General features: G+C 75.3%; 10 protein-coding genes. 5 read left to right on the top strand and 5 right to left on the bottom strand.

The annotated features are described in order from the left end of the window. Positions 1–27 precede the first annotated feature (27 nt). The gene (locus ACQP2H_RS07750) at positions 28–4695 is read left to right on the top strand and encodes an ATP-dependent helicase (protein ID WP_433231834.1); all 4668 of its coding nucleotides are present in this window, start codon (positions 28–30) and stop codon (positions 4693–4695) included. Positions 4696–4801: 106 nt separating this feature from the next. On the opposite strand, the gene ACQP2H_RS07745 is transcribed toward ACQP2H_RS07750, so the two are convergent. Then, positions 4802–5347 (bottom strand): hypothetical protein, encoded by a 546-nt coding sequence (locus ACQP2H_RS07745; protein ID WP_208569345.1) that lies wholly within the window; start codon positions 5345–5347, stop codon positions 4802–4804. A 101-nt stretch (positions 5348–5448) separates the two neighbouring features. Here ACQP2H_RS07745 and ACQP2H_RS07740 point away from each other — a divergent pair, with 101 nt between their 5' ends. Both ACQP2H_RS07740 and ACQP2H_RS07735 read left to right on the top strand, forming a co-directional pair. Next, positions 5449–6243 carry an SAM hydrolase/SAM-dependent halogenase family protein gene (locus ACQP2H_RS07740; RefSeq protein ID WP_433231832.1) on the top strand — a complete coding sequence of 265 codons (795 nt, stop codon included), beginning with the start codon at positions 5449–5451 and terminating at the stop codon, positions 6241–6243. 24 nt (positions 6244–6267) lie between these two features. Further along, positions 6268–6528 carry a CPCC family cysteine-rich protein gene (locus tag ACQP2H_RS07735; protein ID WP_307799628.1) on the top strand — a complete coding sequence of 87 codons (261 nt, stop codon included), beginning with the start codon at positions 6268–6270 and terminating at the stop codon, positions 6526–6528. Between the two features lie 56 nt (positions 6529–6584). Here ACQP2H_RS07735 and ACQP2H_RS07730 read toward each other — a convergent pair whose 3' ends face one another. After that, on the bottom strand, positions 6585–7907 hold the full coding sequence (locus ACQP2H_RS07730; protein ID WP_433231829.1) for a hypothetical protein: 1323 nt from the start codon (positions 7905–7907) through the stop codon (positions 6585–6587). Positions 7908–8016: 109 nt separating this feature from the next. On the opposite strand from ACQP2H_RS07730, the gene ACQP2H_RS07725 reads away from it, so the two are divergent. Together ACQP2H_RS07725 and ACQP2H_RS07720 are read left to right on the top strand one after the other, a co-directional pair. After that, positions 8017–8838 (top strand): zinc finger domain-containing protein, encoded by an 822-nt coding sequence (locus ACQP2H_RS07725; protein WP_219468545.1) that lies wholly within the window; start codon positions 8017–8019, stop codon positions 8836–8838. Between the two features lie 189 nt (positions 8839–9027). Beyond that, on the top strand, positions 9028–12624 hold the full coding sequence (locus ACQP2H_RS07720; protein WP_363823485.1) for a hypothetical protein: 3597 nt from the start codon (positions 9028–9030) through the stop codon (positions 12622–12624). A gap of 156 nt (positions 12625–12780) precedes the next feature. On the opposite strand, the gene pspM is transcribed toward ACQP2H_RS07720, so the two are convergent. From pspM to ACQP2H_RS07705, 3 genes are all read right to left on the bottom strand, one after another. Beyond that, the gene (gene pspM / locus ACQP2H_RS07715) at positions 12781–13569 is read right to left on the bottom strand and encodes a phage shock envelope stress response protein PspM (RefSeq protein ID WP_219468538.1); all 789 of its coding nucleotides are present in this window, start codon (positions 13567–13569) and stop codon (positions 12781–12783) included. Between the two features lie 23 nt (positions 13570–13592). After that, entirely contained in the window at positions 13593–14465 is an 873-nt protein-coding gene (locus ACQP2H_RS07710; protein ID WP_208569340.1) for a PspA/IM30 family protein, read from the bottom strand. Positions 14466–14649: 184 nt separating this feature from the next. After that, positions 14650–15084: a helix-turn-helix domain-containing protein gene (locus ACQP2H_RS07705; RefSeq protein WP_208569339.1), complete on the bottom strand. Its 435-nt coding sequence runs from the start codon at positions 15082–15084 to the stop codon at positions 14650–14652. Between the last annotated feature and the right edge of the window lie 152 nt (positions 15085–15236).

The raw sequence follows: 15236 nt of genomic DNA, 5'->3' as shown, positions 1-15236 counted from the left end.
GTCACACCGCCGAGGCAGGATGGGGACGTGACGAGGCGGGGCAGGGAGGGCACGGCGGACCCGGACGGCACGGCGGGCAGGGCGAACCCGGCGGGCCCGGCCGGCGCGGGCGACGGCCGGGAAGTGCCGGCCGGCTTCGCCCCGGCCACCCGGGAGTGGTTCAGCGCCGCCTTCGCCGCCCCCACCGCCGCCCAGCTCGGTGCCTGGACCTCGGTGGCCGCCGGCCGCAACGCCCTGGTGGTGGCACCCACCGGCTCGGGTAAGACGCTCGCGGCGTTCCTCTGGTCGCTCGACCGGCTGGCCGACGCACCGCCGCCGGCCGACGCCCGGCGACGCTGCCGGGTGCTCTACGTCAGCCCGCTCAAGGCGCTCGCCGTCGACGTCGAGCGCAATCTGCGCGCTCCGCTCGCCGGCATCCGGCAGGCGGCCACCCGGCTCGGTGTGACCCCGCCGGACATCACCGTCGGGATGCGCACCGGCGACACTCCCGCCGACGAACGCCGGGCCTTCGCCCGCACCCCGCCGGACATCCTCATCACCACCCCCGAGTCGCTGTTCCTGCTGCTCACCTCGGCGGCCCGGGATTCGTTGCGCGGCGTCGAGACCGTCATCCTCGACGAGGTGCACGCCGTCGCCGGCACCAAACGCGGCGCCCACCTGGCGCTCTCCCTGGAACGTCTCGACGGGTTGCTGGAAAGACCCGCCCAGCGGATCGGCCTGTCCGCCACCGTCCGGCCGATCGACGGGTGCGCCCGGTTCCTCGGCGGTGCCCACCCGGTGGACGTGGTGCAGCCGGCCACCCCCAAGACGATCGAGGTGAGCGTCCAGGTCCCGGTGGAGGACATGACCCGGCTCGACGAGACCGAGCAACCCCTCCAGGACGACCTGGGTGGGCCCGGCCCGCGCCGGGCGTCGATCTGGCCCGCCGTGGAGGAACGGGTCCTCGCGTTGATCCGGGCACACCGCTCGACCATCGTGTTCACCAACTCCCGGCGCAGCGCCGAACGGCTCTGCGCCCGACTCAACGAGCTGGCCGCCGAGGAACAGACCGTCGGAGCGCCGGCCGCCGATGACCGGGCCGCCGGGAAGCCGGCCGACGCCGCCGCCGGACCGCCGGCCGAGGTGATGGCCCAGTCGGGCACGGCGACCGGGGCCGATGCGGTGATCGCCCGGGCCCACCACGGCAGCGTCTCCCGGGAGGAACGCAAGCAGATCGAGGAGGCCCTCAAGTCCGGCCGGCTGCCCGCCGTGGTGGCCACCTCCAGCCTGGAACTGGGCATCGACATGGGCGCGGTCGACCTGGTGGTGCAGATCGAGGCCCCACCGAGCGTCGCGGCCGGCCTGCAACGGGTCGGCCGGGCCGGACACCAGGTGGGGGCGGTGTCCCGGGGGGTGGTCTTCCCCAAACACCGGGGCGACCTGCTCTCGTGCACGGTGGTCGCGGAGCGGATGGCGACCGGCGCCATCGAGGAGCTGCACTACCTGCGCAACCCGCTCGACGTGCTCGCCCAGCAGATCGTGGCCATGGTCGCCCTCGAACCCTGGTCGCTCGGCGACCTGGCGGTGCTGGTCCGCCGGGCCGCGCCCTTCGCCGAGCTGCCCGACTCGGCGCTGCACGCGGTGCTCGACATGCTCTCCGGCCGCTACCCGTCGACCGCCTTCGCGGAGCTGCGGCCCCGACTGGTCTGGGACCGGGCCACCGACGTGCTCACCGGGCGGCCGGGGGCCCAGCGCCTCGCCGTCACCAGCGGCGGCACCATCCCCGACCGGGGCCTGTTCGGGGTGTTCCTGGCCGGTGCGCAGCGCGCCGCCCGGGTCGGTGAGCTGGACGAGGAGATGGTCTACGAGTCCCGGGTCGGCGACGTCTTCCTGCTCGGCTCCTCGTCCTGGCGGATCGAGGAGATCACCCCCGACCGGGTGCTCGTCTCCCCCGCACCCGGCCAGGCGGCCCGGATGCCGTTCTGGAAGGGCGACCAGCTGGGCCGGCCGGTCGAGCTGGGCCGGGCCATCGGCAGCCGGATCCGGGCGTTGCTGCGCCAGGACGACGCCACCGCCCTGACCGCCCTGCGGGCCGGTGGCCTCGACGACTGGGCGGCCGGCAACCTGATGGCCTACCTGCGTGAGCAGCAGGCCGCCACCCGCTCGCTGCCCGACGACCGCACGGTGCTGGTCGAACGGTTCCGCGACGAGCTGGGTGACTGGCGGCTCGCCGTGCACAGCGTGCTCGGGGCCCGGGTCAACGGGCCGTGGGCGCTGGCGATCGGCCGCCGGCTGGCCGAACGCTACGGCGTGGACGCCCAGGCGATGCCCTCCGACGACGGGATCGTGGTGCGGCTGCCGGACACCGCCGACGAGCCGCCCGGCGCCGACGTGGTGGTGTTCGAGCCCGACGAGATCGCCCAACTGGTCGAGGAGTCGGTGGGCACCTCCGCGCTGTTCGCCGCCCGGTTCCGCGAGTGCGCCGCCCGGTCGCTGCTGCTGCCCCGGCGTGACCCGCGCCGCCGGCAGCCGCTGTGGCAGCAACGCCAGCGCGCCGCCCAACTGCTCGACGTGGCCCGCGAGTACGCCGACTTCCCGGTCACCCTGGAGGCCGCCCGGGAGTGCCTCCAGGACGTCTTCGACCAGCCCGCCCTGGCCGGGCTGATGCGCGACCTGGCCAGCCGCAAGGTCCGCCTGGTCGAGGTGGAGAGCGAACGCCCCTCGCCGTTCGCCCGGTCGCTGCTCTTCGGCTATGTCGGCGCGTTCCTCTATGAGGGGGACGCGCCGCTGGCCGAGCGGCGGGCCGCCGCGTTGGCGCTGGACTCGGCCCTGCTCGGGGAGCTGCTCGGCCGGGTGGACCTGCGCGAGCTGCTCGACCCGGCGGTGCTCGCCGAGACCGAACGGCAGTTGCGCTGGCGCACCGACCAGCGTCGACCCCGCGACGCCGAGGACGTCGCCGAGCTGCTGCGGGTCCTCGGCGACCTGACCGAGGCGGAGCTGGCCGAGCGGGGCGTGCCGGTGGAGTGGCCGGTGGAGTTGGCGGCGGCCCGCCGGGCGCTGCGGGTCCGGATCGCCGGCGAGGACCGCTGGGTGGGCATCGAGGACGCGGCCCGGCTGCGCGACGCGCTCGGGGTGGCACTGCCGGTGGGGGTGGCCGAGGCGTACCTGACGCCGGTGGCCGACCCGCTCGGCGACCTGGTCGCCCGGTACGCCCGCACCCACGGGCCGTTCGCCGCCGCGACCTGCGCCGCCCGCTTCGGGCTCGGGGTTTTCGTGGTGGAGCAGACGTTGCGTCGGCTCGCCGCGACCGGGCGGGTGGTCTCCGGCGAGTTCGCCCCGGACAGCGTGGGCACCCAGTGGTGCGACGCCGAGGTGCTGCGGCTGCTGCGCCGCCGGTCGCTCGCCGCGCTGCGCCGGGAGATCGAACCGGTGCCGCCCCGGGTGCTGGCCGGCTTCCTGCCCCGCTGGCAGCAGATCGGCTCGTCGGCGCGCGGGGTGGAGGCGGTGGCCGCCACGATCGAGCAGTTGCAGGGCACGGCGGTGCCGGCGTCGGCGTGGGAGCGGCTGGTGCTGCCCGCCCGGGTCGCCGACTACTCCCCCGCCCAGCTCGACGAGCTGTGCGCCGGGGGTGAGGTGGTCTGGGCCGGCTCGGGGGCGATCTCCGGCGGCGACGGTTGGATCACCCTGGCGTACGCGGACGTCGCACCGCTGCTGCTCCCCCCGCCGGACGACACCTTCGCCGGCACCCCGTTGCACGCCGCCGTGCTGGACGCGCTCGCCGACGGGCAGGCGTTGTTCTTCCGCCCGCTGTCCGACCGGGTGGGCTCCGACGACGACACCGCCCTGACCGCGGTGATCTGGGATCTGGTCTGGGCGGGGCAGCTCACCAACGACACCCTCGCCCCGCTGCGGGCGGCGCTCGGCGCGGGCGGCGCGCACCGGTCCCGCCCGGCCGCCCCGCGTACCCGCTACCGTCGCCCGGGTCGGGTGGCGCTGCCCAGCCGGGGTGGCCCGCCCACGGTGGCCGGGCGCTGGTCGCGGCTGCCGGAGCGGGACACCGATCCGACCCGACGGGCCGCCGCCCTGGCCGATCTGCTGCTCGACCGGCACGGGGTGGTGACCCGGGGCGCGGTGGTGGCCGAGCAGGTCGTCGGCGGGTTCGCCGCCGTCTATCCGGTGCTCGCCGCGTTGGAGGAGCGCGGCGCTGCCCGGCGGGGCTACTTCGTCGAGGGGCTGGGCGCGGCGCAGTTCGCGGTGCCCGGTGCGGTGGACCGGCTGCGGGCGCTCGCCGAGCCGACCGACCGGGGCCGGGGGCGCGGCGACGGGCCGACCGTGGTGCTCGCCGCCACCGACCCGGCCAACCCGTACGGCGCGGCGCTGCCCTGGCCGGAACGGGCCGTCGACTCGGGCGACGACGCCGCACCGGGCACCGGGCACCGGGCCGGCCGCAAGGCCGGGTCGGTGGTGGTGCTGGTCGGCGGTGACCTGGCCCTCTACGTCGAACGGGGTGGGCGGACCATCCTCTCGTTCACCGCCGAGCCCGACGCGTTGGCCGCCGCCGGCAAGGCGCTCGCCGACGCGGTGCACTCCGGGGCGTTGGGGGCGATGTCGGTGGAGCGGGCCGACGGTGGGGCGGTGCATTCGTCCCCGCTGCGCGACGCGCTCGCCGCAGCCGGTTTCCGGGCCACCCCCCGTGGCCTGCGCCTGCGCGGCTGACCGGGCAGGTCACCCCGCGCCCGCGCCGCCCCCGCCGCAGTCGTCCGGGCCGGGCGACACCGGTCGGGGTGACCCCACCGGCGTCGACCGGCCCGGGCTGCGGCAGTCAGCCGAGTTTGGCCAGTACGTCGTTGTAGCGCTTCTGCTCGGCGGCGCTGGTCCGGGTGCCCAGGTAGTTGAGCACCACCGCACCCGACCGGTACGCCTTGGTCCCCCACACGTCGGTCTGGTTGGTGGCGCTCGCCTCGTCGGGGAAGACGTAGACGGAGACGGCGTCGGTGACGAGCAGCTGGGCGCAGCCGACCCCCGCACCGTTGGGTCCGCAGTCCTTGGACCGGTCGCGCGGGTCGGGCGCCTTCAGGCCGGCGGCCGTGAACGCGTCGACCACCTTGCGGGCGGCAGGGGCGCTGGTCTTCTTCGTCGGCAGCACGAACGGCGGGGTGGAGGGGCTCTCCCGGGGGGTGGTGCCCGGCTTCGCGGTCTTCGGCGGTCCATCCGCCGGGGCGGCCTCGGTGGTGGCCGGGGCTTTCGACCGGCCGTCGGCCCACGCCCCGCCGTCCCGCTCGTCGGCGGGGTCGTCGCCGCAGCCGGCCAGGGCCAGGGCGACGAGGACGGTGGCGGTCGTGGACAGGATACGAAGGCGTTTCGTCACCCCGGCAGTCTGCCGAACCCGCTGCGGGGACGGCACCGGCCGGTCGGCCGATCGGGGTGTCCGGTCAGTGATAGTCGGCCCGCCGCACTAGCCTGCCGGGCATGGCCCCGTCCCCCTGGATCTCACTGACCACCGACTACGGGCTCACCGACGGGTTCGTGGCCGTCTGCCACGGGGTGATCGGCCGGATCGCCCCGACCGCCCGGGTGATCGACGTGACCCACCTGGTGCCGCCGGGGGACGTCCGGCGGGGTGCCGCGGTGCTCGCCCAGGCCGTGCCGCACCTGCCGTACGGGGTGCACGTGGCGGTGGTGGACCCGGGGGTCGGGACGTCCCGGCGGGCGGTGGCCCTGGCCACACCGGGCGGGTTGCTGGTCGGGCCGGACAACGGGGTGCTGCCGGCGGCGGCGCAGGCGTTGGGTGGGATCACCTCGGCGGTGGAGTTGACCGCGCCGGGGTGGCTGGCGGCGGAGGTGTCGGACACCTTCCACGGCCGGGACGTCTTCGCCCCGGTGGCGGCCCGGTTGGCTCTCGGTGACCCGCCGGCCGACGCCGGGCCGCAGGTCGACCCGGCGTCCCTGGTGATCCTGCCCCCGCCGGTGCTGCGCCGGGAGGCCGACGGGTTCACCGCCGAGGTGCTCAGCGTGGACCACTTCGGCAACGTGCAGCTCGCCGCCGGGGCGGACCTGCTGGCGTCGTTGCCCGCAGCGGTGCAGGTCGACGGTCGACCGGCGGTCCGGGGGCGGACGTTCGGGGACGTGGCACCCGGTTCGCTGGTCGTGCTCGTCGACTCCGCCGGCCTGGTGGCGGTGGCCCGCAACGGGGGTCGGGCGGTGGACCTGCTCGGGGTGGCCCCGGGTGCCACGGTCACGGTGCGGGGGCGTATCAGGGGGTGAGCTGCGCTCCCTGGCCGACGTCCGGTGTGGAATGCTGCTGCGGTGGGTGAAGTGTGGGTTCCGGTGGGCTGTCCCTGTTGTGCGTCCCGGACGGGTGGGGGCACCTGTCCGGTCTGTTTCTGGACCGATGACGGCCAGGGTGACGCCGATGCCGACGTGGTGCGGGGCGGGGCGAACGGTGAGCTGAGTCTCACCCACGCCCGGCTGAACTTCGCGGTGTACGGCGCGAGTCACCCCCGTTACCAGGACATGGTCCGCCCGCCCCGCCCGGACGAGCGGCCCTGAGCCGACCCGCCCCCTGACCCGCCGGGTCGGGGAGGGTCCCGTCAGCGGTGCACCGGTCAGCAGGGTGACACGGTGCCGCCGTACACGGTGGACACGTAGGCGTGGCTGACGTACTGACCGCCGGCCAGCCGGTTCCACCGGTTGGTGGTCCGGTACGTCCCGGCGACCGTCTGCCCCTTGACGTAGCACTGGATCGGCACGTTGGCGTGCGTGGCGGCCAGCCCCCGGGTCGGGTACGAGGTGCCGGGGCCGGTACGGACGTTCAGCGGCCCGGAGCCGATCACGCCGCGCGGGCCGGAGCCGGTCCACAGGTAGGTGACGTCCACCCAGGCGTTGTCGGTGAGCAGCAGGCCGTCCCAGAAGGTGCCGTCGGCGAGGTCGATGCCGGCCGGGTTGAGCACGGTACGGCCGAACTGGTCCTTGCCGCCGTGGTAGCCGTACTGGTAGGCGGCCTGTGCCTCGGGGCGGCCCTGCGGCAGGTCCTTCCAGTTCTCCCGGACGGCGGCGGGGTTCCAGTAGTCGTCCCGGGTGTTCCACGGGCCGACGTCCCACACCGGCGCGTACTCGCAGCGGCTGCCGCTGGTGGTGCAGACCCGCACGGTGTAGTCGCCGGTGTCGAGCGGGGAGAGCCCGCGCCGGGACGGCAGGGCGACGAAGTGGTCCCGGGGTTGGATGGTGCGACCGTTGGCGGTCACCCCGCCGACCTCGCCCTCCCGGGTGGCGAAGACCCGGTAGCTGCGTACGGCGGTGGGGGCGGGTTTCTGGACGGCGGCGGTGTCGGCGGTGAGCTGGACCGCGCGTACCGAGGCGGCGGCCTTCGCGTCGCGGGTGGTGAGCAGCACCCGGGCCTGGACCCGACTGACCGGCCGGTCGAAGGTGGCGGGGGCGGTGCCGGCCTCCCGCCACTCGGTCCAGCCGGTGGGCTGCCAGCCGCGCACCTGGACACCGACGGCGGTGCCGGTGGGGGCCTCGGCGGTGAGCGCGGCGTGGACCCGGTTGGCCGGGCCGGCGAGGGTATACGCGGGGGCGAGCAGCACCCCCTCGGCGACCGGCGCACCGAGGGCGGCGGGCCGGTTGTGTCGGCTCGGGCGGGGGTCGGCCAGGCGCAGCCGGCCGGCACCGAACCGGACGTTCACGTCGTCGCCGCCGACGACGGCGAGGTCGACGGACCATCGCTCACCGGTGGTCGTCGTGCCGCTCTGCCGCCCGGACCGCGACGGATCGGGCGCGGACCGGTCCAGACCCGACCGGTCAGGCGCGGAGCGGCCGGGGACGTGTGGTGCGGCGTACGCGGTGGCCGGGGCGAGCGCGCCGACCAGGGTCACGGTCAGCAGACCGACCAACAGGGACGATGAGGCACCACGAGGGCCGAAAGCCATAATATTCTCCTCAGAACTCTCCAATAGTGCATTTTTTCGTAGATCGATAGGAAGCACGCTACAAATAGCGATACATGCGAATTCTGCTCGGACGAGGGAGAATGCTGGGGTGCCCGAAGGAGACACCGTCTGGAACACCGCCCGCGTCCTGCACCGGGCGCTCGCCGACACCCGGCTCACCAGCAGCGACTTCCGGGTGCCGACGCTCGCCACCACCAACCTGTCCGGCTGGACGGTGCGCGAGTCGGCCAGCCGGGGCAAACACCTGCTGCTCCGGCTGACCGCACCCCCACAGGCGGCCCCGACCACCGCCTGGACGCTCCACTCCCACCTGCGGATGGACGGCGCCTGGCGGGCGTACGCCCCGGGGGAACGGTGGACGGGCCGGCCTGCGCACCTGATCCGGGTGGTGCTGCACAGCCCGAAGGCGGTAGCGGTCGGTTACCACCTGCACGAGCTGGCCCTGCTGCCCACCGCCGACGAGGAGCGCCTGCTCGGGCACCTCGGCCCCGATCTGCTCGGCGACGACTGGGACCCGGCCGAGGCGGCCCGTCGGCTCGCCGCCGCGCCGGAGGTGACCATCGGGGAGGCGCTGCTGGACCAACGCAACCTGGCCGGGGTGGGCAACCTCTACAAGTGTGAGCTGCTGTTCCTGCGCGGGATCTCCCCCTGGACGCCGGTCGGCGCGGTGCCCGACCTGGCCGGCACGGTGACCCTGGCCCAGCGGTTGCTCGCCGCCAACCGGGGCCGGTGGACCCAGAGCACCACCGGCTCGCTGCGCCGGGGGCAGACCAGCTACGTCTATGGCCGGCGGGCCCAGCCGTGCCGCCGCTGCGGCACCGCCATCGCCAAGGAGGAGCTGGGCGAACGGGTCACCTACTGGTGCCCGACCTGCCAGCCGCCACCCGCACCGACCCCGGCGGCCGGCTGAGCGGGCGCGACCGACGCCGGGTCACCTCCCGCCTGGCGGGACGACCCGCAGACACGGACGAATGGGTAATTCCTATCCGGCCGCCGACGTCGCATGCTGCGGTGGAGTGCTCACCGTTCGTAACCACCGGACGCGACCGCCCACCACGCCGGGGTGTGGGGCGGCGGGTCCCCGTGCCCGGGGAGAGCCATGGCCCTGTTTCGCAGACTGCGACCACACTGGACGACCCGGGTCGTCCACACCGACCGGCCCACCGTGCCGGCGGCCCGCACCGGCGCAGCCGGTCCCACCCCGGCGAGCCTCGACCCGGCCGCCGTGCCGCACTGCTTCGGGCCGGTGCCGAACTTCGCCGGCAGCCCGCTGCCGGTACCCGACCCGCAGGGCCGGGCGGTCACCGGCACCGGGCTGCGCAAGTTCGTCGACGCACTCCCGGTGCCCGGCCCCGCCGGACGCACCGAGCTGGGTGGTCACCTGCCCGTCGCCACCCCGGACACGGTCAGCTGGCCGGGCTGCGACTACTACGAGATCGGGCTGTCCGAGTACACCCAACGGTTGCACCGGGACCTGCCCACCACCCGGCTGCGCGGCTACCGGCAGCTCAACCTGGGCACCGACCCGGACGGGCACAACACCGTCGCCCCGCCGGAGCGGCCCTACCACCTCGGGCCGTTGATCATGGCGCGGCGGGACCGCCCGGTACGGATCAAGTTCATCAACCAACTCCCCACCGGCCCGGCCGGGGACCTGTTCCTGCCGGTGGACACCAGCCTCCCGGGGGCCGGGGCGGGGCCGCTGGAGGGGCCGGCGCCCTACCCGCAGAACCGGGCCGTGTTGCAGTTGTCCGGCGCGCACACCGGCTGGATCAGCGCCGGCAACCCGTGGCAGTGGGTGACCCCGGCCGGGGAGATCACCCCGTACCCGACCGGGCCGGGCCTGACCCACGTGCCGGACATGCCGCCCCCCGGGGCGGGGGCCACCACGCTCTACTACCCGAACGCGCAGAGCGGCCGGCTGATGTGCCTGCAGGACAACACCCTCGGGTTGTCCCGGTTGACCGTCCTGTCCGGCCAGTTCGCCCTCTATCTGCTCACCGACCCGGTCGAGGACGAGCTGGTCGCCGACGGGGTGCTCCCCGCCGACCAGCTCCCCCTGGTGATCCAGGACCGCACCTTCGTCCCCGACGACGCCCAGCTCGCCGCCGAGGACCCCACCTGGGACCGGGACCGCTGGGGTACCCGGGGTAACCTGTGGCACCCGCACGTCTACCAGCCCCGGCAGGACCCGTACCGGGACTGCGGGCGCAACCCCACCGGGCGCTGGGACTACGGCCCGTGGCTGCCCGGCGCCGACGACCGGGACGCGCCCCGGGTCGGCCCGGTGGACAACCCGCACCACGATCCGGTGGCCGCCCCGCAGGAACCCCCGCAGGCCCCCGGGGTGCCGCACCCCAGCGCCGTGCCCGCGGCCTACGGGGACACCATGCTGGTCAACGGCGTCGCCTACCCCTACCTGCGGGTACGGCCGACGGCGTACCGGTTCCGGATCGTCAACGGCTGCGCCGACCGGGCCCTCAACCTCCAGCTCTACCGGGCCCGCTCCGACGGGCCGATGTGGCGGGCCGACGGGAGCCTGGCCGACGCCGACGCCGGTGAGGTGCCGATGGTGGACGCCGTGCGTACCCCCGGCCGGCCGGCGGACTGGCCCACCGACGGCCGCGACGGCGGGGTGCCCGACCCGGCTGCCGCCGGCCCACCGATGATCCAGATCGGCAACGAGTGCGGGCTGCTCCCCGCCCCGGTGGTGGTGCCCAACCGCCCGGTCGGCTACCGCTACGACCGCCGCGACCCGACGGTGCTCAACGTGGACTCGGCCGCGCTGCTGCTCGCCCCCGGTGAACGGGCCGACGTGCTGGTCGACTTCTCCACCCTGCCGCCCGGGGCGACGGTGCTGCTCTACAACGACTGCCCGGCCCCGCTACCCGACGCCGACCCCCGCTACGACCGGCACACCGCCGCCGGGGACCACCGCGCCGAGGGCGGCGGCCCCACCACCCTGCCCGGGTACGGCCCGAACACCCGTACCGTGCTCCAGTTCCGGGTGACCGGCACCCCGACCCGCCGGTACGACCTGGACCGGCTCGCCGCCCGGCTGCCCGCCGCGTACGCGGCCAGCCAGCGCCCCCCGATCGTGCCGCAACGGGAGTACGACCGGGCGTTCGGCACCACCACGACCCCAGGGGTCGTCGCCCCCGCACACGCCACCTCGGCCACCTTCACCCCACCCGGCGCCGCCGCAGCGGTCACCCTGCCGATCCAGATGAAGACCGTCGGGACGGTCTTCGAGTCGGAGTACGGCCGACGCGCCGGCCGGCTCGGGGTGCCCCACCCGAAAGCCAGCCCGCTCGGCCCGGTGACCCTCCCGCTCGGCCCGACCGAACCGGCCACCGAGATCCTCGTCGCGGCCGACCCGACGGCCGGCGCGGACGAACCCGCCGACGGCATCCAGCTGTGGCGGATCAGCGGCACCGGCCGGCAGACCCATCCGGTCCGCTTCGACGGCTGCGACGTGCAGGTGGTCCACCGCATCGGCGGCGACGGCACGGTCCGCGCCCCGGACGGCGGTGAGCTGGGCTGGAAACAGATCGTCCGGATCAACCCGGCCGAGGACCTGGTGGTGGCCCTCCGGCCCGAGGTGCCGCCGCTGCCGTTCAAGGTCGCCGACAGCCGGCGGCTGCTCGACCCGACCCGACCGACCGGGGTACGCCTCGACGCCGTCGGTGTCAGCCCGTTCGACGGTCGTCCGGCGACGGTGGTCAACCATCCGGTGGACCTGGGGTGGGAGTTCCGCTGGGCCAGCGCCGCAGCGGGGTTGCGGGACCTGGGCATGAGCCGGCCCCTGGTGCTGCGGGTCTCGCCCCGTGCGCCGACCGGGTTGACCGCGACGCCGTTGCCCGGTTCGGCGACCGCGCTCCCGGCGATCGCGCTGGCCTGGACGGGCAACGGCAGCCGGCCGGCCGCCACCAGCCACCTGCTGCAACGGGCCACCGACGCCACCTTCGGCACCGGGCTGACCACCATCACCGTGGCGGGTACGGCGACCCGCTACACCGACGCCACCATCACCCCGGGGGTCACGTACCACTACCGGATCCGGGCCGAGAACGCCGCCGGCTGCTCGGCCTGGTCGAACAGCAGCCCCGCGTCGGTACGCCTGCCCGCCCCGAGCGGACTGGCCGCGACGGTGCCGCCGGCCGCGCCCCTGCGGGTGGCGCTGCGGTGGGTGAACCGTTCCTTCGCCACCGGCCTCGACGTGCAGCGGGCCACCAACCCGACCTTCACCAGCGGTCCGGGCACCACCGCCGTGCCGGTGACCGACCGGCACCTCGATCCGGCGGTCGCCCCGGACACCACCTACTACTACCGGGTCCGGACCACCTACCTCGGTGCGGCGTCACCGTGGTCGACGGTGGCGACGGTGACCACCCCGGCGGTGCCGGAGACCCCGACCAGGGTCGCCGCGACGGTCGGCGTCCCCGCGCCGGACACGGCGACGGTGTCGTTGACCTGGTCGGCGAGCCTGCCGACGGGGCCGGGGGCGGGGTTCGTGGTGCAGCGCGCGGTGGATCCGCAGTTCGCCCGGGAGGTGGCCAGCTTCACCGTCACCGGCCGGAGCTTCACCAACACCGGTCTGGCCCGGGGCGTCACCTACCACTACCGGGTCCGCTCGTTCACCGTGGTGGGCAACTCCCCGTGGACCGGCCCGGTGTCCGTCCACACCCCCCGCTGAGAACGACCGCCGACTCCGGCGGGCCACCCGAGGGACCGGCCGGGTGGGCAGGGCGACCCAGCCGGTCGGACGCTGCGGTCGGCTGCCCGCCCGGGCGGGCAGCCGGGCCCAGCCGGTGGTCGGCCAGCGGACGCCCCGGCCCAGCCGGTGGTCGGTTCAGCGGGTGGGGGTGCGCAGGGGTTCGCCGACGGTGCGTAGTTCGGCCAGGGCGGCGGCGACGCCGTGCAACAGATCGGTCGCCTCCATCAGCCGGGCGGCGGCCGGGTCGGCGACGACCTCCGGTTGGGCGTCCTCGGCGACGTAACCGGCGGCGGCGGCGACCAGCCCCTCGTAGGCGGTCACCCCGTCGACCAACTGGTCCCGCAGGGCCCGGTGGGCCTCGGCGAGCCGGGGCCGGGCCTCGGGCGGGGCCAGCCGCAGGGCGCGTTCCACGCCGGCCGTCCGGTCGGCCAGGTCCCGCAGCGACCGGTCGGCGGCTGCCGCCTCCAGCACCGCCGGCTCCGCCAGGCCGGTGAGCCGGGGCGCGATCCCGGCCAGGGCGAGCGCGGCCCGGTCCAGCCGCGCCCAGGACTCGGCGGCGGAGGTGCCGCGCAACGCGAACCGGGAGCGGAACCGGCGGGCCTCGGCCAGCACACCGGGGCCGACCGGGAGGCGTTCGACGGCGGCGACCAGTCGGGCCCGGGACCGGGCGGCGGCCTCGGCCGGGTCGAGGGCGGGTGGGACCGGGCGGGCGGCGAACGCCCGCAGGTCGATCCAGCGCCAGGCGGCCAGCGCGACGGCGCTACCCGCGGCACCAGCCCAGGCCGCATCGGGCAACCCCAGTCCGGCGTACGGGGTCAGCACCGCCGCCGTGCCGGTGAGCCCACCGGCCAGGACGCTCCACCGGCGGGCGGAGCGCCGCAGCCGGCCCAGTCGACGGAAGTGTCGCGTTCGCTCGTCGGCCACCCGTACCTCCTCGTGCCGGCCGCTCAGCCGGCGGTGGTGTCCCCCACGCCGCGGTCGCGGCCCATGCTGGCCCGGATCTCGTCCAGCCGGGCAGCGGCGGCCGGGTCGGCCGTCGGGGCGGCCGGCTGGGCCTGCTGCTGCACCGCCGGCTGCTCCTGCCGGCCACCGAGCTGGTCACCGGCCATGCTGGCCCGGATCTGCTCCAGCCGGGAAGAACCGGCGCTGTCCAGGGTCGACTTCTGGATCTCCAACATCCGCCCCTCGACGGAGTTGCCGGCCAGCTCGGCACGGCCCATCGCGTTGGCGTAGCGGCGCTCGATGCGGTCGCGCACCTCGTCCAGCGAGGGGGTGTTGGTCGGCGCGGTCATCGAGGACATCGACTCCAGCGAACGGGCCACGCTCTCCTGCATCTTGGCCTGTTCGAGCTGGCTGAGCAGCTTGGTCCGTTCGGCGAGCTTCTGCTGGAGGATCATGGAGTTGTTCTCGACCGCGCGCCGGGCCTGGGCGGCGGCACCGAGCGCCTGGTCGTGCAGGGTCTTGAGGTCCTCGGTGGCCTGCTCGGCCGAGACCAGCTGGGTGGCGAGCACCTGGGCGGACTGCTCGTAGCGACCGGCCTCGACCTCGTCGCCCTTGGCCCGGGACTGGTCGGCGAGGACCAGTGCCTGCCGGGCGTTGCCCTGGAGCCGCTCGACCTCGGTCATCTGCCGGGAGAGCTTCATCTCCAGCTGCCGCTGGTTGCCGATCACCGCCGCCGCCTGCTGGACCAGCGCCTGGTGTTGACGCTGCGCGTCCTCGATGGCCTGCTGGATCTGCACCTTGGGATCGGCGTGCTCGTCGATCTTGGCACCGAAGAGCGCCATCAGGTACTTCCAGCCCTTGACGAACGGGTTCGCCATCTCCGCGGTATCCCCTCAGTAGCGTCGCTGCGCCCCGGCCACACCGGGGCCGGACGGGCCGCACGGAGCGCCCCATCGTCGCAGCCCGACGCCAACAGGGTCGTTCGGGCTGCGGGAGTGCTCCGGCGACCTGCGATCAACACTACGCGGCGTCGGCCACCCCGGCCACGGGACCGGACGGGGGTCAGGCGGCGCAGACCACGTCACGGTCGCTGGGACGGACCCGGGAGCTACGCAGGGTGGCCTTCAGCGGGGAGTCCTGGCGGACCGAGACGGCGACCGCGCCGTCGGTGGTCACCTGACGCACGCCCCGGCCGGTGGCCTTGCGCACACTCCCGGCGGCGGCCGGGTCGTCCTGCACCGGCATGAGCACGCCCGGCAACTGCTCGGCGAGCGCGACGGTGTCGCTCACCTCGCGCAACAACTCGGACAGGCGGGCACCGAGCGCGTCACAGATGGCGGCGAGCAGCTCGCTTGAGGGTTCCTTCTGGCCGCGCTCGATCTCGGACAGGTAACCGAGGCTGACGTTGGCGGCGGTGGAGACCTCGCGCAGGGTGCGGTGCTGACCCTGGCGGCGCGCCCGAAGTGCGTCACCGATCACCCGGCGTAGCAGGACCATCGCACCTCCCCCTGACGGGATTCACTCTCCGGGCGGATGGTCGCCCGCGCCGGACGCGGTGGACCGCGCCGCCGCCGACGCCGTACGCCGGAGCCTTCCCGCAACCGTACCCGTTGGTGGGCCCGGCGACATCCCACCCCGGCTGTCGGATC

Source organism: Micromonospora sp. CA-248260 (assembly GCF_050942205.1).
In the GTDB taxonomy this organism is placed as follows: Bacteria; Actinomycetota; Actinomycetes; order Mycobacteriales; family Micromonosporaceae; genus Micromonospora; species Micromonospora antibiotica.
Note: the sequence above shows the minus strand (reverse complement) of the source record. Positions and strands in the feature narration are given on the sequence as shown.